The sequence below is a fragment of the uncultured Metabacillus sp. genome (assembly GCF_947503125.1).
Lineage (GTDB): Bacteria > Bacillota > Bacilli > Bacillales > Bacillaceae > Metabacillus.
In genome coordinates this window covers 48,233-69,577 of sequence record NZ_CANNCR010000012.1, presented here as the reverse complement: position 1 = coordinate 69,577, position 21,345 = coordinate 48,233, and the positions used below count along the sequence as shown (strand labels likewise).

Annotated in this window: 20 protein-coding genes; 4 read left to right on the top strand and 16 right to left on the bottom strand. The window is 37.2% G+C overall.

All coding sequences use genetic code 11. The annotated features are described in order from the left end of the window. Positions 1-9 precede the first annotated feature (9 nt). From Q1B07_RS10880 to Q1B07_RS10855, 6 genes are all read right to left on the bottom strand, one after another. Positions 10-3,141 carry a DNA translocase FtsK gene (locus tag Q1B07_RS10880; protein ID WP_299089218.1) on the bottom strand — a complete coding sequence of 1,044 codons (3,132 nt, stop codon included), beginning with the start codon at positions 3,139-3,141 and terminating at the stop codon, positions 10-12. 335 nt (positions 3,142-3,476) lie between these two features. After that, positions 3,477-4,280, bottom strand: a complete 804-nt coding sequence (locus tag Q1B07_RS10875; protein WP_299089219.1) for a DUF1444 domain-containing protein — start codon at positions 4,278-4,280, stop codon at positions 3,477-3,479. Between the two features lie 38 nt (positions 4,281-4,318). Continuing rightward, complete coding sequence (locus tag Q1B07_RS10870) at positions 4,319-4,636, bottom strand: thioredoxin family protein (RefSeq protein ID WP_299089220.1); 318 nt, start codon at positions 4,634-4,636, stop codon at positions 4,319-4,321. 170 nt (positions 4,637-4,806) lie between these two features. After that, a complete protein-coding gene (locus Q1B07_RS10865; protein WP_299089221.1) occupies positions 4,807-5,304 on the bottom strand; it encodes a hypothetical protein in 498 nt (165 codons plus the stop codon). Positions 5,305-5,492: 188 nt separating this feature from the next. Next, positions 5,493-6,008 (bottom strand): DUF84 family protein, encoded by a 516-nt coding sequence (locus Q1B07_RS10860; RefSeq protein WP_299089222.1) that lies wholly within the window; start codon positions 6,006-6,008, stop codon positions 5,493-5,495. A gap of 19 nt (positions 6,009-6,027) precedes the next feature. Continuing rightward, positions 6,028-7,101: a M42 family metallopeptidase gene (locus Q1B07_RS10855; protein ID WP_299089223.1), complete on the bottom strand. Its 1,074-nt coding sequence runs from the start codon at positions 7,099-7,101 to the stop codon at positions 6,028-6,030. A 171-nt stretch (positions 7,102-7,272) separates the two neighbouring features. Here Q1B07_RS10855 and Q1B07_RS10850 point away from each other — a divergent pair, with 171 nt between their 5' ends. Continuing rightward, complete coding sequence (locus tag Q1B07_RS10850; protein ID WP_299089224.1) at positions 7,273-7,584, top strand: PepSY domain-containing protein; 312 nt, start codon at positions 7,273-7,275, stop codon at positions 7,582-7,584. A gap of 60 nt (positions 7,585-7,644) precedes the next feature. Here the strand turns inward: Q1B07_RS10850 and Q1B07_RS10845 are convergent, their stop codons facing one another. Together Q1B07_RS10845 and trmB are read right to left on the bottom strand one after the other, a co-directional pair. Next, on the bottom strand, positions 7,645-8,499 hold the full coding sequence (locus Q1B07_RS10845) for an MBL fold metallo-hydrolase (protein ID WP_299089225.1): 855 nt from the start codon (positions 8,497-8,499) through the stop codon (positions 7,645-7,647). A 139-nt stretch (positions 8,500-8,638) separates the two neighbouring features. Next, on the bottom strand, positions 8,639-9,286 hold the full coding sequence (gene trmB, locus Q1B07_RS10840) for a tRNA (guanosine(46)-N7)-methyltransferase TrmB (RefSeq protein WP_299089226.1): 648 nt from the start codon (positions 9,284-9,286) through the stop codon (positions 8,639-8,641). A 266-nt stretch (positions 9,287-9,552) separates the two neighbouring features. Between trmB and Q1B07_RS10835 the strand changes: the two genes are divergently transcribed. Next, on the top strand, positions 9,553-9,831 hold the full coding sequence (locus tag Q1B07_RS10835; RefSeq protein ID WP_046517397.1) for a YtzH-like family protein: 279 nt from the start codon (positions 9,553-9,555) through the stop codon (positions 9,829-9,831). Here the strand turns inward: Q1B07_RS10835 and Q1B07_RS10830 are convergent. The 6 genes from Q1B07_RS10830 to thpR all read right to left on the bottom strand — a co-directional run bounded on the left by Q1B07_RS10830 (position 9,828) and on the right by thpR (position 15,890). Beyond that, complete coding sequence (locus Q1B07_RS10830) at positions 9,828-10,640, bottom strand: phosphotransferase family protein (protein ID WP_299089229.1); 813 nt, start codon at positions 10,638-10,640, stop codon at positions 9,828-9,830. The genes Q1B07_RS10835 and Q1B07_RS10830 overlap by 4 nt on opposite strands. A gap of 221 nt (positions 10,641-10,861) precedes the next feature. Beyond that, positions 10,862-12,988: a type I pullulanase gene (gene pulA / locus Q1B07_RS10825; RefSeq protein ID WP_299832733.1), complete on the bottom strand. Its 2,127-nt coding sequence runs from the start codon at positions 12,986-12,988 to the stop codon at positions 10,862-10,864. A 260-nt stretch (positions 12,989-13,248) separates the two neighbouring features. Then, positions 13,249-14,214, bottom strand: a complete 966-nt coding sequence (locus tag Q1B07_RS10820; RefSeq protein WP_299089232.1) for a nuclease-related domain-containing protein — start codon at positions 14,212-14,214, stop codon at positions 13,249-13,251. A gap of 31 nt (positions 14,215-14,245) precedes the next feature. Then, positions 14,246-14,932 (bottom strand): LrgB family protein, encoded by a 687-nt coding sequence (locus tag Q1B07_RS10815; protein ID WP_299089233.1) that lies wholly within the window; start codon positions 14,930-14,932, stop codon positions 14,246-14,248. After that, the gene (locus Q1B07_RS10810; RefSeq protein ID WP_299089234.1) at positions 14,929-15,315 is read right to left on the bottom strand and encodes a CidA/LrgA family protein; all 387 of its coding nucleotides are present in this window, start codon (positions 15,313-15,315) and stop codon (positions 14,929-14,931) included. The genes Q1B07_RS10815 and Q1B07_RS10810 overlap by 4 nt, the downstream gene beginning before the upstream one ends. Then, the gene (thpR, locus tag Q1B07_RS10805; RefSeq protein ID WP_299089237.1) at positions 15,315-15,890 is read right to left on the bottom strand and encodes an RNA 2',3'-cyclic phosphodiesterase; all 576 of its coding nucleotides are present in this window, start codon (positions 15,888-15,890) and stop codon (positions 15,315-15,317) included. Before thpR ends, Q1B07_RS10810 begins: the two co-directional genes overlap by 1 nt. Before the next feature lie 258 nt (positions 15,891-16,148). Here thpR and cysK point away from each other — a divergent pair, with 258 nt between their 5' ends. Further along, a complete protein-coding gene (gene cysK, locus Q1B07_RS10800) occupies positions 16,149-17,078 on the top strand; it encodes a cysteine synthase A (RefSeq protein ID WP_299089239.1) in 930 nt (309 codons plus the stop codon). A gap of 110 nt (positions 17,079-17,188) precedes the next feature. Here the strand turns inward: cysK and pepV are convergent, their stop codons facing one another. Beyond that, entirely contained in the window at positions 17,189-18,589 is a 1,401-nt protein-coding gene (gene pepV / locus Q1B07_RS10795) for a dipeptidase PepV (protein WP_299089241.1), read from the bottom strand. Between the two features lie 251 nt (positions 18,590-18,840). Between pepV and Q1B07_RS10790 the strand changes: the two genes are divergently transcribed. Further along, positions 18,841-20,145, top strand: a complete 1,305-nt coding sequence (locus Q1B07_RS10790; RefSeq protein ID WP_299089243.1) for an NCS2 family permease — start codon at positions 18,841-18,843, stop codon at positions 20,143-20,145. A 215-nt stretch (positions 20,146-20,360) separates the two neighbouring features. On the opposite strand, the gene Q1B07_RS10785 is transcribed toward Q1B07_RS10790, so the two are convergent. Then, positions 20,361-21,290, bottom strand: coding sequence for an ArsR family transcriptional regulator (locus tag Q1B07_RS10785; protein WP_299089245.1), 930 nt, complete (start codon positions 21,288-21,290; stop codon positions 20,361-20,363). Between the last annotated feature and the right edge of the window lie 55 nt (positions 21,291-21,345).

Here is a 21,345-nt window from a genome sequence, read left to right as displayed (position 1 = left end):
TTTCTCTCTCTATTCTCCATGAATCGTTTCTAATTCTTCTTCAGATATTAAAATGTCCCTTGGCTTACTGCCACGATTTTCAGATATAATCCCTTGCTCTTCCATCATGTCAATCAATCTGGCTGCCCGGTTATATCCGATTCGAAAACGTCTTTGAAGAAGGGAGGTTGATGCTCCACCTTGATTGACCACAAATTCACAAGCTTCTAGAAAAAGTTCATCTTCCTCGGTTTGAATCGTTGCTTTTTTCACCAATTCATCCTGATGGAATAAATAATTTGGCTTAGCTTGAAGCTTCACATGTTTGACAACTCGTTCGATTTCTTCATCTGAAACAAATGTCCCTTGCAGCCTTACAGCTTTCGAAGAACCATTTTCTAAAAATAACATATCCCCTTTACCAAGCAGCTTCTCGGCCCCGCTTACATCAATAATCGTTCTTGAGTCCACTTGGGATGATACCGAAAAGGCGATTCTTGTCGGGATATTCGCTTTAATTAATCCTGTAATAACATCAACAGATGGACGCTGTGTTGCTACAATTAAATGAATGCCGCATGCCCGCGCTTTTTGCGCAATACGGCAGATTGCTTCTTCCACATCATTTGGTGCAACCATCATTAAGTCAGCTAACTCATCGATTACGATCACTAAATATGGCAAATGTTCACCTTGTTTATATTCTTTGACAAGCTGATTATATCTCGTAATTTCTCTTGTTCCTGAACGGGCAAATAATTCATAGCGTCGTTCCATTTCCTCTACAGCCCATTTTAATGCCGCGGTAGCCGCTTTTACATCGGTAATAACAGGGCTTACTAGATGCGGAATATTATTATAAGGAGCTAACTCAACCATTTTCGGGTCAATTAGCATCAGCTTGACTTCCTGTGGCGCTGCTTTATAAAGCAAGCTTACAAGAATCGTGTTAATGCAAACACTTTTCCCTGAACCTGTAGCACCCGCAATAAGTCCATGCGGCATTTTCTTTAGATCTGTGACAACAGGCTGACCAGAGATGTCTAACCCTAAAACTGCCGTCATAGGGGATCGGTTTGTTATGAATTCCGAACTTCGTAAAATTTCCCGTAAATAAACCATCTTACTTACCTTATTCGGCACTTCTATTCCGATTGTATTTTTGCCTGGTATAGGTGCTTCAATTCTAATATCCTTTGCTGCTAAGCTTAATTTAATATCATCGCTAAGATTTGTAATCTTGTTGACTTTTACACCCGGCTCAGGATGAACCTCAAACCTTGTAACGGCAGGGCCTTGTGTTACATTTACGACACTAGCGCGAACATTAAAGTTTTTAAATGTTACATCTAAGAGCTCTCTTTGATCATTTAACCATGAATGATCCTCTGAAACTTCCTTCTCTGGTATATTCAAATAAGCAAGTGATGGGAATTGATAGCTAGTCTCTCTGGCTCTCATCCGCTGCTTATCACGCCCAAGCATCATTACATTGAAAGGCAGGGTTTTGTTGCCTGAATTTGCTTTTTTATTTACATGTTGTTTCACTTCCGTTGGACGTTTTTCTTGCTGTGGAAGATCAGATTCTTTTCGTTGTTCCTCTTGACCAAGATGAACAGATTCTTGTTCTTGCTCTTTTTGCAGTTCCTCTTGACTCTGAGCATCTAATTCTTGATTTATTACTTTTCGTTCTTCTTGACCTAGTTTTTGTTCTGGTTCGATTCGCTGTTCCTCATAACCGAAAGCAATTGGTTCTTGATTTATTTCATTTTGTACTTCCTCTTGACTAACATGACTTCGTTCTTGATCTACTTCTTTCTGTTCTTCCTCTTGAACTAGGTAAAGCAGCTCTTGTTCTTGTTTTTCTTCCTGGTCATCTTGACCTGGAAGAGCTGGTTCTTGTTCTATTTCGTTTCGCTCTACTTGACTAAGCTGCCTTAGTTCATGTTCTACTTCTATTTGTTCCTCTTCATGACCAATGTGAGATGATTCTAGTTCAGGTTCTTTCAATTGGCCTTCTTGAGGAAAACGATCTGGTTCTTGGTCTATTACTTTATGTTGTTCTTCCTGACTATGATAATCTAGTTCATGTTCTACTTCTTCTCCTTCTTCCTCTTGTTCAAGAAAATCTAATCCCTGTTCCATTTCGTTTACTTGCTCAACTTGACCTATAACTTCAAATTGTTTTTCTGCCATTATAGATTGTTCTTCTTGATGATGTGTCACAGGTTGTTGAATCTCATCGAGATCATAGGCTAAGGGTTGCTGCCAAACGTTTGAGGGGCTGCTATAGACCACTTCAGCATCCTCTATGCTTTCAGCGTATTGATCGTTTCGAGAGAACTCAAGCGTGTTTTGCTTCTCAATTGTCCATTTCGTTTCTGCTATATTTTTAGCCGTCTCGATTGGCCTGTCGTCCTCAAGCATACTGGTCAAATGATTAACTTCTTTATCAAGTTGTCTTTCATTTGTCGCAACCTTCATTTGCGCAATTTCAGTAGAATGAGATCCTGCTACATGGTCATTCGTTAAAAGACTAGCTTGTTGTTGTTCTTGTTTCTCTATCTCAATCTGATTATTTCTAATAACTGATACCCTTTGAACTTTTTGAGTTAATTCTGCTGCTGTATCGGATAAATTCATCTCGCTAGTATTTGAATTTGCCATCTCTTCTGTTTGGATTTTTTCTAATCTGCGATGATACAGCATGCTTTCTTCCCTTGGTTGAAAGCCAAAAACAGGTGACGGGATAGCAGACGGACTGAAAGGACGTTTTGGTTTTTCTTCTTCCGTTTGCTGAGATTTTACTCTTGGCTTATAGGTTTGTTGTTTTTGTTTCTGAGTGTTCACTGACTCTTTCTTATGATTCATATGATTCTTTTGTTCATATGTACGTGTTGTACGTGTTATGCTTCTAGGACGATCATCAATGCTTGCTCGTTTCTCATCAGGAATAATCGGAAACCTGAAGTTGCCTTTTGGATACTGATAAGCAACTCTTGCTTCTGCTATATGTTTACGATAGGTTTGTCCTTCAGGACTTGAAGGTGTGCTCATAACGTTTCGGGCTATATGATCGTCTTGCGGTTGATTTTGGCTGTTTTCATATTCCTTATCTTCTTCTCCTGTAAGGAAGGACACTAATTTTGTTAACCAATTCATCTTTCATCACTCTTTCAAATTTCAAAGATTTCTTACTACACCATTGTATCAATAAATGTCTAGATTTGTAGATAATTTCAATGTGACTCATATACAAATCCTTATTATGACATACCACCTAGTAGGTAAAAGGTTTTACATCTTAACATCCATCTTCTGCATTTCTTCTAGATTTTCTTCGAAAGAGCCCCTATTGCTAATCATGCTTGAAAAATAAAAAAGAGGGTAACCGATTCATTGGAAATTAAATCAGCATCCTCTTTCATTTTCTCTTAAACTGTACGGTTCCTTTTATCGATTTATGGGGATATGTGGTAGTAGAGAGTACCACTAGATTACTTTACCGGTTTATTTTTCCCCAATATAAAGATTGGTTCAAGCTTATGATCTTCATATAAAAATGATAATGCGGTAATTGGTACAGTACCGCTCGCGAAGAAACTCATTGTTAATTGCGCAAGAATATCATAGCCTGTATTATTGCGAATATCGGCAATAATGAGTACATCCTGATGTGGAACAGCAATCGCCATTTTACCTTCGATCTTTGCTGAAAAGGAATGTAATAAACTTTCATCCAATATTCTGCTTGCATCATAGCCGTCATTTGCATTAAAGAAATAAAAAAGGTTTCCCGCAACCTTGTCTTCTTTTACTTTTGTCTTTAATGATCTTATATTAAAAGATGAAACTTCTTTTAACTGCTCTCTAGTCCATCCCTCTTTTTTCATCATTTTCTCATCAATAAGACGATATGTCTTGCCTAAATCTAGTGCATAATAGATCCTTGTTTCAGCAGTGTGCTCACTAAAGCATAGTGTGATCCCTTCTTTGCTCTCAGTAGGGAATGAAGTAGAGCGGATAACAGGAAAAATGAATTTCTCTTTCCCTGTTAACTCCTGTTTTTTGTTCATAACAGTTAGCGCTTCTTTTACATAATAGACTACTTCATCAACTGCCTTTTCCTTTGAGGTCTCCCATTTTGCAATAATGCCTGGAAGTGACAGTGTTACACCTTTTTTAGTAGCGGAATCCTCAATTCGAAGTGAATCCTTTTCCCGATCAAAATCAAAGCGCCACTCAGGCTCTGTTAATTTTCCTTTTAATAGCTCTGCCATTTTTCTTGAAGTCATTTTCATAATCATACCCCTCCCTTCTGGGTGAAAATAAAGTTTAATTAGTTTTTAAGATGATTGATAAAGTCTTGTATTTCTTCCTGCGTTTTCCGGTCCTTGCTCACGAATCGACCAGTTTCCTCCCCTTTGTTAAAAGCAACAAAGCTTGGGATTCCAAACACATTTAATTCACCACATAAATCAATAAATTCGTCGCGATCTACATAATAAAATGTGTACATGCTATTTTCTTTTTCGATCTCAGGTAGAACCGGCTCAATGACACGGCAATCCGGACACCAATCAGCTGAAAACATGAGGATCACATTTTCCTCTTGAATGATTTGTTTATATTCATCAATAGAATTGAGCTTTTTCATAAATCATACCTCCATCTTTGTCTCTACTGTTTTCCACATTTAGTTTATATGATTCCGTATCAGGTTTCCACTTTGCCAGTCTATATCAGCTAAAATCCTTTCCAAAAAACAAATAAAAGCTGAAATCAAAGCCATTCACTTCCCCTTTGATTTCAACCTTTATACTGATTTTATTGAACTGAAGCAACAATATCCATCATATGTTTTGCATCCTCAGCAACATTATTTGCTTTTGCTTCAGTTGTTAATTTTGTCCCACCTATCCCAACTGTAACCTCATACATACCTTTTTCAAGCTTATTAACATATAGGTAACCGAAACGTTTAGAATCTTTAAAGATTTCAGAGATGAATGGATTTTTGTATTGTTTTGTTAAAGTCTCATATGAAACATTGCTAGTTGCTTCTTCATTTTGATTAACAAATAAAATATAGCTTTGATTCCCTTTTTCAAGCAATACATTATATTTTTTTGTTTCCTTTACTGAAAATCCTTCAGGCAGATAATAAGAAAATAACGCAGTTTTTTCATTAGCATTTATCGATTTTCCTTCAAAGGACTGCTTTGTTGCATCTATAGTCGTTTTCGTTAATTCTTCATCTGAAATTGTACAGCCCGCTAAAAAAAGCGTTACCAAAACAATTAGAACGAAAGAAACTTGCTTCATATCAATCCTCCTCATTTTTTACTAGATATAGAAGACTCAATTTATAATAACCATATTGTTTTTTGGTTGACAAGAAAAATCAGATCAAAGGGTATCATTGTTAATAATGGTAAATAGAGGGATATGATCGTTAATACGAGGAATTTTATAAATATGAATAAAGAAAAAAACGACGTTTCCGCCGCTTTTTATTTATTCTTCTGATAAAGATATTGACCAACTAAGAGCTGCGAAAGCTGTGTGAACATTTCCGTTCTATCAACAATGCCATTTGTAAAGATTCCAATTGCTCCTTGGTGATGACGGACATTATGTATTTTCACATATTGATCCATCACATCACCTAGCTCGGTTCCATTGAAAACCTCTTTTCCTATTTCTTCAGGCACAATGATTCTCGCACCGCCAGCTACAATCGGCTGAAGCTCCTTACAAATTAGTGCACCCCAATTACATAAAAAATAGCCATGCTTTGTTTTGATTAATCCGCCTTCTAAGCCGACCCCAATATCAGCCTCGACTGCATCAAGGGCATTTTTTGCACGATTTATTGCACCTGTCATGGTTTCATCGTCAGTCAAAGGCTGTGCAGAAACATGAGATGGGACGTCTATAGATCTAAATTCTCCTGGCAGGTAGGAAGCAAAGGCTGCTTGTACTGCATTCACCTTTGTTGGATTTTTTGTTCCAATAGCAATCTTCATTTCTACTCTCCTCTAAGCTTTACGAATTGCTTTTGATTGATCCAACAGTTGAGACATCACACGCCTTCACGAGACGAACTAAAAGTTCTTTTGCCGCAGCATAATCATCAACATGCATAATCGATCCAGATGTGTGGATATAACGTGAGCATACCCCTATAACAGCCGATGGTACCCCTTGGTTTGACACATGAACACGTCCTGCGTCAGTACCGCCTTGTGAAACAAAATATTGGTATGGGATATCATGTGTTTCAGCCATATCAAGAATAAATTCCCTCATGCCGCGGTGTGTTACCATTGAACGGTCATAAATTCGCAGTACTGCACCTTTTCCAAGCTGTCCGAACTCTTTTTTATCACCGCTCATATCATTGGCAGGGCCGGCATCTAAGGCAAAGAAAAGATCAGGATTAATCATGGTAGCCGCTGTTTGTGCCCCACGTAAGCCAACCTCCTCTTGAACCGTTGCACCTGAAAAGAGCGTATTTGGCAGCGCTTCATCTTTTAATTCCTTAAGCAGTTCAATTGCAAGCCCGCAGCCATAACGGTTATCCCATGCCTTTGCAAGAATTTTCTTCGGATTTGCTAAAGGTGTAAAAGGACAAACCGGTACAATTTGCTGACCTGGTTTAATGCCTAGCTGTTTTGCATCATCCTTATGATCTGCTCCAATATCAATTAACATATTTTTTATGTCCATTGGTTTTGAACGTTGAGCCTCACTTAATAAATGTGGAGGAATCGAGCCAATTACACCAATAATAGGGCCTTTCTCAGTTATAATTTGAACCCTTTGTGCAAGTAATACTTGACTCCACCAGCCTCCTAGTGGTTGAAAACGAAGCATCCCATTATCTGTTATCGCGGTAACCATAAAACCTACTTCATCCATATGACCAGCTACCATAATTGTTGGATCCTCAGCTTTTCCGCGACGAACTCCAAAAATACTTCCCAGCTTATCCTGAACCAACTCATCGGAATATAGTTCAAGCTGGCTTTTCATAAACACCCTTACTTGATGTTCATTTCCAGAGGCACCAGGTAGTTCTGTTAATGTTTTAAATAACTCTAAGGTTTCGTTGTTCATCTCATTCCCTCATTTCCACGCACTCTGCGTCTTTTTCTATTGACTTATTAATATGATTAAATTGAAGCATCTAAAAGTATGGCTGCTTAATATGCTATAATGGTTTTTGGATACAAAATATGTACCTGAAAATCAACTTTATTTTGACTTATTCGACTAAGGGGTGACAATGTGAAGGGTAAATATTTCTTGCTCGGCTTAGGGCTAGGTATTGCTTCAACTTACCTTCTAAGCAATCAATTAAAGCCGATGTCAATCTCTTCTGATAAAGCTTTGGAACTTGTTAAGAAAGCATTTAAGGAGAAGGGCCCAATTGATGGTTCCTGGATTTATACCATACCTGAAACCTTTTCAAATGAGCATTTGTCATATCAGGTTTTTAAAACTGGCATCTCTCGTACAGTAAATGATCAGCTAGAACAATATGAAGCCTTTGTTGACACAAAGACAGGTGCCATTGTCCATGTTGAAAAAATTGCATAAAGCGAGACTTCCATCAGTAGGGGTTTTCCTCATCCCCTACTGTTTGAAGTCTTGCTGTTTTTACCGAGCATCCCGCTTTTTCCGTACGACCTTTTCTACAATATCACCTTGATCATTCCATTTTATTCCCCGATAAAAGGCATCATGATAAAAGATGAACCAGGCATGATGTGCTTCTCCAATTTTTAGCCAATTTAGCTTATTTTCAATAGATGTCACCGGATAATCATCATAAGCTAACACCCATAATGGATTTCTGTGCGCATGTGTAGGCATTAAATCAGCCATATGTACAGCCATTTCTCCACCATCTTGCAAGATGACAATACTGTGGCCATTACTATGTCCGCCTGTATGGTGCATTTCAAGACCATTGATAACCTCCAGTGATTTTTCAAATGTTGACACTTGCTCCTCAATGGCTTCCCAATTGTCTTTCCAATATGTATTGCGTGAGCGAATATTAGGGTTCTTCATTTCTTCCCATTCAATAGAAGAGGTAATAATTTTTGCGTTTGGGAATACAGAGATTAGTTTATTCCCCTCCCATTTTGTTAATCCGCATGCATGATCAAAATGCATATGTGTCATCAAGATAATATGTATGTCCTCTGCTGATAGTCCAAGCGCTTGCAATGATTGTTCAACAGCAGATTCTTCTGTCACTCCAAAATTTCTTAGCTGTTTTTCATTTAATTTCCCAGAACCTATACCAGATTCAACAAGAATATTAAAACCGTCTTTTTGAATAAGCATAGGATCTGTCCTTAACTTAATTTGATTTTGTTCGTTAACAGGATATTTTTTGGACCAAAGCGGCTTTGGAACAACCCCAAACATTGCTCCACCATCTAAATGTGTTACCCCGCCATTTAACCAAGTAATTTTTGTTCCACCAATTTGAAGTGTTTCCAATCTCATCCCTCCCACATTACTATTATCTTAACATAAGAATAAACTCAAATGACAAAGGAGAAAAAAGCAAAAAAAGAAAATGACATTGTACCGTCATTTTCCCTTTTTCATTCGTTCTTACAACAATCATTTATATTGTTTATTCTTCGTTCATAAACTTTGCTTCAACCCGGTAAATTCTTTGACCCTTTTCAGAGAATTTCTCTTCATATTCTGTCATGATATTTCCTTCGAAATCACTATTATGAAGGTCAAGACTTACGAATTTCAACTGCATTCCATATTCAGAAAAGCTAATGAGTGAAAATTCAAATAACCCTTGGTTATCTGTTTTAAAATGGATTTCTCCGCCTTTTACTAAAATCTTTTCATAAATTTCTAAAAAGCTTTTGTAGGTAAGGCGTCTTTTACTATGACGCGATTTTGGCCATGGATCTGAAAAGTTTAAGTATACACGTTCAATTTCATTATCATCAAAATAATCGGTTAAATTTTGTGCATTTACATTTAGCAGCTTCATATTTGGAAGCTTTTGGTCGACAATTTTTTGTAATGCAGCGACAATGACGCTATCAAAAAGCTCAATTCCTATATAATTTATTCCAGGGTTTTGTACGGACATTCCTGCTAAAAATTGTCCTTTCCCTGTACCAACTTCTATATGAATGGGATGATCATTACCAAATACCTCATGCCACTTTCCTTTATATTGCTCAGGGTTAGCAATGACATATTGTGAATGCTCGGCAATAAAATCCTTTGCCCAAGGTTTATGACGTAAACGCATGAAGACACCTCTATCGATTTAATATCGAACTAAACGATATCATGAAATAAGCAAGCATGCAAGACTTTAAATGATGCAGAAGATCAAATGGAAAAAACAGCCGAAAATTGAAAACAAAAGGCTGACAAGAAGGATTTTTACCTTTTATGTCAGCCTTAGAATAATTCATCTTTATAAAAGACAAGTTAATGTTAAATGGTTTACACCAATCTTGTTATCATTGTAGAACGTGGATACGTTTCACTTTACGAAAGGAAGTGCATAGTTTGCCTATTCAATACCATGATCAAGTCAATTTATTAAAAGATATTTTATCTGAACATCAAAGTGAGTGCTGTGGAACAGTTGCAGAATGTGAACAGCTTGAACGATTAATAAAATCGCTAATGGTGAATACTAACATTGATCAAAACGTAAAGGGCATTCTTGAAAATATTTATTCCTATAGTCAAGCTGGAATAAACTCCGCATCGCTTGATCAGCATATCGAGTCACATCAGAACCAATTGTCACAATGGATTCAGGATATTGATTCTTTTTCTTAATTACCATTCATTCTAACTAACATCATTCTTATGTGCTCAAGCCAGTTTTGCTTTTCTTCTTCATTTTGTTTTGCATGGTACCATAAAAATGAAGTTAACGCCTGCAATAGCACATACCAGTAAATTCTTGTCAGTAAATGCTCGTCTAGCTTAAGGCCATATGATGCAAGCCAGTCTTCCCAGTCAGTTTCATTTATATACCAATATAAAAGAATTCCGATATCAATTGCTGGATCAGCAATCATCGCACCGTCCCAATCAATTAAATATAATTGATTAGTTTCTGATAAAAGCCAATTATTATGGTTAACATCACAATGACAAACAACAAATTCATCACATTGAACATCTGGAAGCTGGTTAAGCAATACAGCAATTGCCTGATTTATTTCCGGCTGCTCAATTCTTTCTAAAGCAACTACTTGCTCAATATCTTCGATTATGGAGTTAGGAGTGAGCGGTTGCTTTCCTAATCTTTTTAACATATCCAATAGTTCTTTAGAGCGATGAATTTTTTGCAACAGCTGAGCCACATTTGAACCGTTCATATCCATCGGTTTTAATTTCCTGCCGTTTAAACGGTGTTGTGCAATAATCACATCACCATTTTCCATCCGCTTTGTCCAAACCAGCTTTGGAACGATTCCTTCTGCCGAAAGCACAGCTAAAAACGGTGAACTGTTTCGCTTTAGAAAAAGCTCCTGTCCATCACGCTCTGCGAAATAAGCATCACCTGTTGCTCCACCAGCCGGTGTAATTTTCCACTCACTACCTAATACTTGTTCCAACCAGTTCCCATTCAATTTCAACCCAACATTTCATAAAAGTATTTAGAAAAGTCACGCTTTTTAAACCCGCTAATATAGCGGAAAGTACGCAATGACTATAGACCAAATTTAGTTGTCTCATGATCAATATTTTTATTTTGAAATAAAAAGGATAGCTATTCGTGATGATAGAAGCTTGCACAATAGCCATCCTACTAAATTTTATCCCCATATGATAACACTAGTCAAGAAAAACTAAAAACCTAGTTTTTCACAAAAACATACGTTCCTATTTTTGAAATTTCAACATTACCATTTACAAATATTGGATCTTCCACGATAATTTTTGCAGGGTTCGCTACCATCTTCCATTCTCCTTTAGGTAAGGAAAGTGTAAAACATTGATGGAAGTGATTATTATGAACAACATAAATCGTGCTCCAAGGACCTAGATGACCAACCTCCTCTAATCTGTAGGTAAGCAATTGAGGATGATCCGCATTGAATACGACATGCTTTTGGATCAATTGAGCTGTAGGTAAGCGGAAAGCTGCATGCAGCTTTCTCAAATGAATTAATCCTTTTACATATTCAACATTTTCCTTGAAGCTTGAACGCCTGCTCCAATCGATCCAGTTTATTTCATCAGGAGAGTTATAACTGTTTTCCACATTATTTTTTGTTCGAAAGAATTCTTGCCCAGCATGGAGAAACGGAATTCCTTGTGAAAGAATGACAATACTAGTAGCTAGTCGATGTCGTGCCATTCTTATCTCATTCTCTTCATATGGAGAAAAAGAATAAAATCGATCCCACATCGTATGATTATCATGTGATTCCACATAGTTAATCGATTGGTGCGGCTCAGAAAACATATGTGGTGAACCGCTAATTAACAGCTTCATACGTTCATTTTTTTCTAAATTCGTGTAAACAAATCCGCAATCATGAACACTAAACGTACTTCCTTTTATAATATCGCGAAATTGATCATTAAAAAATCCGATGGAAGAAATCTTGTGTGCATTTTGAATAATCGCTTTCTTCTCAATTGGTAAAGGAGTATTTAAGTTCCACCCCTCTCCTAACAAAATCGCGTCCGGTTTAATAGAATGGATTCTTTCTTGTACTTGCTGCATTGTATCGGTATCAAGTATTCCCATCAGGTCAAAACGGAAGCCATCCACATCAAATTCATTTATCCAGTAGGCTGCACAATCGATAATAAATTTTTTTACCATATACCTCTCTGAGGCAAGATCGTTACCGACTCCTGTGCCATTGGATGGAAGTCCATTTGCATCATATCTAAAATAATATCCTGGCACAAGCTTTTCAAAGGAAGAATCCTCTTTTGAGTAGACATGATTAAAAACAACATCTAAAATCACTCTTAATTCATGTTTGTGAAGGGATTGGACTACAGATTTTAATTCAATTATCCGTTTATAAGGATCTGTTGGCTGCTTGGAGTAGCTTCCTTCAGGAGCAAAAAAGTGTAATGGATTATAGCCCCAATTGTAGGCTTCAAATGGATTCCGTTCATCCACTTCTTCATAATCATTTACAGGCAATAGCTCTATATGTGTTACACCAAGTTCAGTTAGATAGGTAATTCCGGTTGAATCACCCTGCTTATTGGTTGTATTTGTTTCTAACCAGGCTTCATACTTCCCTTTATTAATCATGCCGCTATCTTCGTGAATAGAAAAATCGCGGATATGTGCTTCATATATGACTGCATCTGTTTTATTTTCAAAAGGCTGAAGCTTTACTGGAGGAACCGCTATTTTTTGTTTATCAATAATGACACCATACTCACCATTTATAGAGACCGCAGTTGCATAAGGATCCACAGCTTCACGCCATACTAAATTTACACATGCAAGATAGGTATAAAATAAGCCTTCAAAATCACCTTCTATTGAGATAGACCAGACTCCTCTATCTCCTCTTATCATGGTAAATGTTTGAAATTCAGTTTTATCTTGATGATATAATCTAAGTTTGACGCTCGTTGCCGTAGGCGCCCATACTTTAAAAGCTGTATGATCTTTAAAATAAGCGGCACCGAGATCATAACCATCATAAGCAAATTGTTTATCAAAATAGTTAGAACGAATAACTGAGCCAATTTGCAAATCTGTTTTCGTATCAGATTCATCTAAAATGGTATAGGTTTTACCAAACTCGATATCATTCGTAAGCTGACAAACATATTTCATATGACTGCCAATATTTAATTTTTGCTTTATTTTAAGTTGTTTAGTACCCTTGTCACTTTCTATATAAAACGCTTTATCCTCTTTATCCAAATATTTAGGAAAAAGAATAGCAATTTCATCAATTTGATCTAAAAATGCTTCAAATTGCCGATTTATTTTTAGCAATCTAGCCACCCCCATATGGATGTCTCTTTCATTTAGAAATGATATTAAATAATAAGGGCAACACGATGATAAGGGAGTTAATTTCCCTTAGCAAAGTAATTCCCAGTTCCTGTATATATAAAACATATTTAAATTTTTTAAAGAAAATAATCTATTCATACCAAAAGCTCCGTTATCAATACTAGTTTATGTACGTGTGTCTATTGTGTTCAATGAAGATGAATGGCAATAATAAAAAGGACTGACTCAAGGTCTCGTCCTTACTCATTCGATTCCTCATTCCATTCTGAACGGTAATATGAAGTTGTTAAGCCATGTGAAAGCAGAACCTGAGCAGCCTTTAATTGAATATGCTTTAGGGGAGCAGAAGCATTTCTTAATCTCTGGAACCAGTCGTCAAATGTTCGTTTATCAAGTATGGTTATATCGTAAGGAGCAAACGGATAATCAATATAACCATTCCGGCTAATAATGAACTTCCTAACAGGAATCTCCATTTGACCAGCTGAAATTAGCTTTTGTACAACTGTCCCGGTGCGATTTAAGCTTAAAACAGGATTAAGCAGTTTTTTCTCATGATCCCCTCTTCGGGCAACCCAAAACTTTTCCTTTGAACCTGTAAAAACTGTTTCATCCAGTTCCTCAATAAATGTCATACAGTAAACTTCTGTCGTTCCGATAAGAATGATATCCAATTCAACTGGAGCATTTTTCAGCTTAAATACTGGCCTATACAGCAAAAGATAATGATCAGGAAGACGCTGTACGAAGTACCGCAGCAGTCTGTCCCGGAAAACGGATGGATCAACAGATGATTTCTCCCTTAGTGTTGAACTTGCCCAACGAATTTGAAAACGAAAAATATAATCAAGAAACAGATGTTTGAGATCATCTATCGTTTTTGGAATCGTAGTGAAGGGAAATTGCAATTCTTTGTCTTCAATGGCAGCCTCATATACAAGCGGATTTTGATCGGATGTTTCTTCTGCAACTTTTAATCGTTTAGTTTTAAATCTCGTTAAGAAGGACCTTTTTTCATTCCCATCCTCGACCTTAAAGTCAGAGGCTTGACTTACTTTCATAACCGAATGGAAAGAATTATTTTCCCAAGCTAATGAAACCTTATCCCATTGTTGTTTTTTTAATCGGATAAATTGACTTGGATATCGGTAAACATCAAGTTCATAGCGTGAAACATAATCGTATAGTTTAATTAATTGTGCCAACCATTTATCAGCTCCTTTTTGCTTACTCTCATTATAAAAATATCGATAAAATAACAGGACAAAGAAAACTAGTGACCACAGCACTTAATGTCATAGCAATTGAACTAAAGGCACCCTCGGCATGTCCTATTTCCAACGCTCTCGCGGTACCAATTCCGTGTGATGCTGTACCAAAGCCTATACCTCTTGAAATTGGGTGCTTTATGCGGCATACCTTCATTAAAAAGGGACCGAACATAGCACCGGAAATACCGGCAATCATGACATAAACAGCTGCAAGAGCAGGTGTTCCACCCACAATTTCACTTATTTCCATTGCAATCGGTGTTGTAACAGATTTTGGAGCCAATGAATAAATCAGCTCGTCCTTGACATGTGTAATCATGCTTAAAGCAATACCGCTGATCATTCCAACAATAGAACCGCTGAAAACACTTAATATAATGGTAAGGATGTTTCTCTTAATCGTTTCCCGATGTTCATATAGTGGAATGGCTAGTGCAACAACTGCAGGACCAAGCAGTTCATCGATCCATTTGGCACCGTCCATATATGTGCCATATGGTATTTTTGCCAAAAGTAAAAAGCATGCAACAAGGAGACTTGAAGTAAAAATTGGAACAAGTAATGGATGGTTGATCCTAAGATAAAGACGCTTCATAACAAAATAGATTAAGAACGTTATAAAAATAAATAAGATCGGCAAAAATAACTTCATAGGTGTAACCCCTTATCTTTATTAACTACCTGACTCCTTTTCACTAATCCATCACTTATAAACGAGGATGCGGCCATTACGATAAATGTACTGATAATCACAATCCCAATCGTGATAAACCCGCTTCCCTTGAATAAATCGAGGTAGTCTATTATCCCAACTGTTGCCGGGATAAATAATAGAGGAAGATGGTTTAATAGAAGCGAACCTCCAAGTGAAAACCATTCTTTCTTAATTAACCGAAAATGCAGTGCTCCAAATAATAAAATCATCCCAATAATACTCCCTGGAACAAACAAATCAAAAACTTTTGTTATAAAGACCCCTATTAAATATATCGTATATAAACCTAAAATCTGAAATACTATTTTTACAAATTTCATCACAACTCACCTTGAAGTGCAAATCGTTCAATCGTTTCATACTTTGGAACTCGATCGAGATGTGTCTGATATAAATGGATCATTTGCACCATAAATGGATTATTTTCATCCTGAAATGTATATTCGAAAGCCTCAGGCTTTATAAATGGGGTCTCAGAGTTCCAACGTCTAGCAAGTGTGATGTGTGGACGGAATGGTTTTGAATCAAGCTTAAATCCAGTATCCTTACAAGCTTGAAATACTTGTTTTTGCAAATAATAAAGTGTTGCAGATTCTTCAATTCCAGCCCAAAAAATTCTTGGAGAATCTTTTTTTCCAAAAGTATCTAGCCCTTTCAAAGAAAGAGTAAATGGCGGAATGTCTGCCGTTTTTTCTCTCACACGTTCTAATAACTGCATGAGTTGATCTTTTGAATCAACATGACCTAAAAATGCTAAAGTAATATGATAATCTTCTTGATGAACCCATGATTTAAATGGTAAATTGTCCTTATTCTCGGTTACCCAATTGTGAATCAGTTTTTTTTGCTCTTTATCAATAGGTACAGCTATAAAGAAATGTGTTTGAGCGTTCAATAAGATCCCCCCTATTAATCAGAATGCAGCAGCTGTTAAGCTTTATTAATTATTCTATCCCACATTAACTTACAGTAAAACCCTTTCTTTATTGTACAGATCAAATAAGATAGTGCTGAGGTTGCCATGGTTTGATTTCTTGATAGGACGAAATCCTACTTATAAGATAGGATTTTCAATCTTGATATGCTATGATTCTAATAGAGGGTGTACAAAGAAGAAAGCACCTTTCCCAGGCTAAAAAGGAAGTGAGCAGAATTGAAAGTTGTAAACAATATAGCCGATCTTATTGGAAATACTCCATTGGTTAAATTAAATCGTCTGCAACCAAAAGATGGTGCAGCCGTTTACTTAAAGCTTGAATATTTTAATCCTAGCGGCAGTGTAAAAGACCGTGCAGCCTATAATATGATAGTTGAAGCAGAAAAGCTAGGGTACTTAAAGCCAAATTCAACGATTATTGAACCGACAAGTGGAAACACGGGAATTGGGATTGCCATGAATGCAGCAGCTCGCGGTTATAGAGCGATTCTTGTTATGCCTGATACGATGACTCAAGAACGAATAAACTTATTAAAAGCATATGGTGCAGCGGTTGTCTTGACACCTGGTGACGAAAAGATGCCAGGTTCAATCAGGAAAGCTGAGCAGCTAACAAAAGAAATCCCAAATGCTTTTATGCCTATGCAGTTTGATAATAAAGCAAATCCAGATGCACATCGCAAGACGACGGCAAAGGAGATTATTGAGGCGATGGCTGAGCTTGGTAAGCCGTTATCAGCATTTATTGCCACTGCAGGTACAGGTGGAACGATAACCGGAACAGGCGAAGCATTAAAGCAGCATTATAAGCAGTTAAAAGTACATGTTGTTGAGCCAGCGGGTTCTCCTGTTCTTTCAGGCGGTAAACCGGGAATGCATAAATTAGTTGGGACAAGCCCTGGCTTTATTCCTTCAATATTAAATCAAAAGATATATGATGAAATTCTTAAAATCGAGGATGACCAAGCCTATGATATGACAAGAAGGCTTGCAAGCGAGGAAGGAATCTTAGTTGGTCCATCTTCTGGTGCTGCATGCTATGGAGCAATTAAAGTCGCAAAAAGATTAACACCTGATGATGTGGTTGTTTGTATGATCGCAGATACAGGTGAGCGATACTTATCAAGTGATGTGTTTCATTTTTAATAAAAGGAAAGGGCCTTTTGTCCCTCTCCTTCTTTATACTATCAGCGTATAAAAATTTTATGGATGATAGTATAAGAAAAACTGAACCCATGAATTCTATTAAATAATCGTTATTTTGCCAGCTCATAAATAGCTTGGGCATATATCGCTGTTGCTTTCAAAAGGTCCTCTATTAATATATACTCATCCTTTTGATGGGCTACATCAGGTCTTCCTGGAAACAGCGGTCCGAATGCGACTCCTGCAGCTAATGATCTCGCATAAGTTCCTCCACCGATCGCAATTAACTCTGCTTTCTCACTGGTTTGCTCTTCATAAACATGCTGCAATGTTTGGATCAAAGGATGCTTTTCATCAACATGATGCGGTTTAGAATCATTAAATCGTTTCAGTTCAAAACCCGTTACTTCTGACAATGCTTTTCGAATTTGGTCTGAATCTCCTGTAACAGGATAACGGATATTGATCCCGAGCTGTCCTCCAGACTCATTTGTATAAGACATAACCCCAAGATTGACTGTCAAATCACCACTGATCTCGTCAGAATAAGCAATATGAAGATGATTTCCTCGCGTATCACCTTCAAACAAAGTCGTAATTGTCTCGATAAAGCGACTGCCCTTTAAATCTAAAGTAAGCTTTGTTAAAAATACAGCTAATAGAAGTCCAGCATTTACACCATTATTCGGCTCCATCGCATGTGCTGATATTCCTTCAATTGAAATTGTAATCGATTTGTCCTGAACCTTACTAGTCCCTTTTACGTTCAGCTCAGCTATGTAATTGTTAAATGGAGCAATAACAGATTCTACGTCACCATGATTAATTCTTAATGTTGCTTCTGCAAAATCCGGCACCATATTAAACCTTCTCCCGGAATGGAAGGCTTGAAGAACTATATCGCTCGATTTTGTTTCAGAGTTGGTTATTTGTATAAGTGTAGCATCAATAATTCCCTTTTCAGCAAAAATAATCGGGAAATCTGCATCAGGTGCAAAACCCATTGTTGGCATCTTCTCATGCTTAAAATAATGCTCCACACATCTCCAGTCACTTTCTTCATCTGTCCCGATAATCATACGAATAGGTTTTGATAATGGCAGATTGAGGTCTTTAATAATCTTCATTGCATAAAATGCAGCAATAGTCGGCCCTTTATCATCGAGAGCACCACGTGCAAATATTTTTCCATCTCGAATTTCCGCCCCAAAAGGATCACTCGTCCAGCCATCACCTTCAGGTACAACATCAATATGGCAGAGGATACCGATAATATCTTCGCTGCTGCCTTTTAATTCAATATGCCCTGCATAGCCATCAAGATTTTTTACTGTAAAGCCAGCGTCCTCTCCCAGCTGGAGCAAATGCAACAAGGCTTCATGAATGCCTTCCCCAAATGGAGCTACCTCACTGCTAGTAGCTTCATCTAATACACTTTTTATTTTCAGAAATGCTTGTGTTTGTTCGACAATCTCTTCTTTTCTCTTTTCAACTTCTTCTTTCCAATTCATTCCCAGGCCTCCTTTAACTACCTTCTCTACATAACATACCAAACACTATTGCAGGATAAAAGAGAAAAGAAATAAGAAACATGCTTCTCTCTTTATTTATTAAGCCACACATCTAAAATATTTAGCCTTCTATAAATTCCACTAGAAAGAGTATAGCCATAAAAAGATTGCAGAAAACTATTGCAAAATAAATTAATAACGAATATTATTATAAAGGTTTTGAATAATGTTCGTAAAAAACGGGGGTTCCTATGTTTAAATTAGCAGAAAACAAGACAAATGTAAGAACTGAAATCATTGCCGGACTTACAACGTTTTTAACAATGGTTTATATAGTTGTCGTAAATCCAATTATATTAGCAGACGCAGGCGTACCATTTGATCAAGTATTTACTGCTACCATCATTGCAACAATCATCGGTACATTATGGATGGCCTTATCTGCTAACTACCCTATCGCTATTGCTCCTGGTATGGGATTAAATGCGTATTTTGCTTATTCTGTTGTTGGAGCAAATGATAATATTTCTTATATGACTGCCTTTTCAGCTGTATTTGTAGCAGGGATTATTTTTATCCTTTTATCATTAACTCCATTTCGAAAAAAGCTAATTGAAGCAATTCCTAGCAACTTAAAAAATGGAATTACAGCCGGAATTGGACTTTTCATTGCTTTTATCGGTCTGCGATTAACAGGCATTATTACGTCGGATCCAAATAATCTCGTAGCCTTAGGTGATTTACATTCTCCATCTGTCATACTTGCTTTAATTGGTCTTGCTGTGACATTAATTTTAATGAGCATGAACGTACATGGCGCCTTATTAATTGGCATGGTCATTACAGCTGTCATCGCCTTTTTTACAGGACAGCTTGAGTTTAAGGACGGGATTATTTCTTATCCGAGTCTTCCAGAAGGGCTGCTGATCACAAATCCGTTCGCAGCTATTGGTGATGTCATCACACACGGATTATATACAGTAGTCTTTTCATTTTTATTGGTAACAATTTTCGATACAACTGGAACAATGATTGGTGTTGCCCAACAAGCCGGTTTAATGAGAGGAAATGAACTGCCAAAGGCGCGTACTGCTTTGATAGCAGATTCAGCAGCAACTACAGTTGGTGCTATGTTTGGAACAAGTCCTACCAGTGCCTATATTGAGTCCTCTGCAGGTGTCGCAGCAGGAGGTAGAACGGGATTAACGACTTTAACAGTCTCGATTTTATTTGGACTTACGCTTCTCTTCAGTCCATTAATTGGTGCTGTTTCGGGTATCTCAGCTATTACAGCACCTGCTCTTATTATTGTCGGAAGCTTAATGATGGGAGCTGTGGCTGAAATAAACTGGAAGGATCTAGATGAAGCCTTTCCTGCATTTCTAGTTATTCTCAGTATGCCATTAACTTCAAGTATTGCTACTGGCATAGCATTGGGATTTATTTCTTACCCATTGATGAAAATCGCCAAAGGTAAATGGAAAGAGGTACATCTATTTGTGTATATTTTTGCGGTATTATTTTTCATCCAGTTGGCATTTATTGGGGGCCATTAATTAGAAAAGCGGAAGCGCCTTGACCAGCGACGTATGAACTGGAGCACTCCGTATGAGATAAAGGAAACACGAAGAGCGATAGCGATTCGATGTTGACTTACGTATGCGAGGAGTGTGAAGTTCATTAGTCGCTAGGCGCTGGAGCTAGACACAAAAATATAAGTGCAAATAGCCATACTTACTTATGTAGTGAAGGTAGTCATCTGACCCTTTTATTATTTTCCCCGTTTTTCTAGACTCTCTTTTTCATAATATAGCTGAAAGATGATATCTTGATTATAATTCCCAAACCCGCTGCCAAATAGAGTAACTCCGCCTACATTATCACTTTCTTCATGAACAGCAATTCGAAATGTCCATTGCTTCTCCCTAATATTTACTTCATTTATGGTAAGATCAGATAGTTTATTTCCATCCATATATGTACCGTCTTCTGCTATTCTTAGCTTTTTTAAAAGACCATATTGATTGACAACACTCGGCCACCAGGAAGGTGTATATTTGCCGCGGCTATCACCATAATCTCCCGGGCTTGTCCACGTCCCTAAATGGACATCATTAAAGTAAAAATCAATATCAGATGGCCAATTGCTATTTGTAAAAGGGGCTTCTGATGAAAGCTCAAGAGAGATCTCGAGTTCAGTTGGATGCTGGCTAGCAAGCAAGTAATTCGGAATCTTATACTCTATATATCCTTTGTAAAACCATAATATTTTTGCATTCACACGATCAGCATCAAAGAAATAACGCGGATCATCGAACTCACCAATTATTTTTTCTGCTGTTGCTAATCCGCAGGTTGGTTCCACCTGTAAATCAGTATAGTGACCAACAGAAACCTCTGTTTGATGGAATACCTTTTGCTTTTCCTCTTTTCTCGGAAAAGTAATTTCCATTTTTTCAACGTAAAGGACGCATAGCTTCTGGATTCCACCTTTGCCCGGTACCCGATCCGTACGGATGATTCCTGCTTTTTCAAGCTTTTTAATATGCATGCTCATTATGGCACTACTTAACCCTAATGCTTCCGCCAATTCTTTCATATTTCTTGGCTGTTCAGCCAATAATTGAATGATATTAAGCCTCACATTACTTGCAAGCGCTTCAAAAACAGGCAAGGAATGCTTTGAAATATCTAGTTCCATAAATGATCCTCCATTGTTAATAAATATATTAATAATGATACACTTGTGTTTACCT

What these genes read in the sequence shown, in the direction of transcription:
- Q1B07_RS10785 (WP_299089245.1), bottom strand. Translation starts at nt 21,290, where the DNA reads ATGGAACTAGATATTTCAAAGCATTCCTTGCCTGTTTTTGAAGCGCTT.
- Q1B07_RS10880 (WP_299089218.1), bottom strand. Translation starts at nt 3,141, where the DNA reads ATGAATTGGTTAACAAAATTAGTGTCCTTCCTTACAGGAGAAGAAGAT.
- Q1B07_RS10815 (WP_299089233.1), bottom strand. Translation starts at nt 14,932, where the DNA reads ATGAAGTTATTTTTGCCGATCTTATTTATTTTTATAACGTTCTTAATC.
- Q1B07_RS10860 (WP_299089222.1), bottom strand. Translation starts at nt 6,008, where the DNA reads ATGAAGATTGCTATTGGAACAAAAAATCCAACAAAGGTGAATGCAGTA.
- trmB (WP_299089226.1), bottom strand. Translation starts at nt 9,286, where the DNA reads ATGCGTTTACGTCATAAACCTTGGGCAAAGGATTTTATTGCCGAGCAT.
- Q1B07_RS10875 (WP_299089219.1), bottom strand. Translation starts at nt 4,280, where the DNA reads ATGAAAATGACTTCAAGAAAAATGGCAGAGCTATTAAAAGGAAAATTA.
- pepV (WP_299089241.1), bottom strand. Translation starts at nt 18,589, where the DNA reads ATGAATTGGAAAGAAGAAGTTGAAAAGAGAAAAGAAGAGATTGTCGAA.
- Q1B07_RS10790 (WP_299089243.1), top strand. Translation starts at nt 18,841, where the DNA reads ATGTTTAAATTAGCAGAAAACAAGACAAATGTAAGAACTGAAATCATT.
- Q1B07_RS10870 (WP_299089220.1), bottom strand. Translation starts at nt 4,636, where the DNA reads ATGAAAAAGCTCAATTCTATTGATGAATATAAACAAATCATTCAAGAG.
- Q1B07_RS10810 (WP_299089234.1), bottom strand. Translation starts at nt 15,315, where the DNA reads ATGAAATTTGTAAAAATAGTATTTCAGATTTTAGGTTTATATACGATA.
- Q1B07_RS10865 (WP_299089221.1), bottom strand. Translation starts at nt 5,304, where the DNA reads ATGAAGCAAGTTTCTTTCGTTCTAATTGTTTTGGTAACGCTTTTTTTA.
- Q1B07_RS10855 (WP_299089223.1), bottom strand. Translation starts at nt 7,101, where the DNA reads ATGAACAACGAAACCTTAGAGTTATTTAAAACATTAACAGAACTACCT.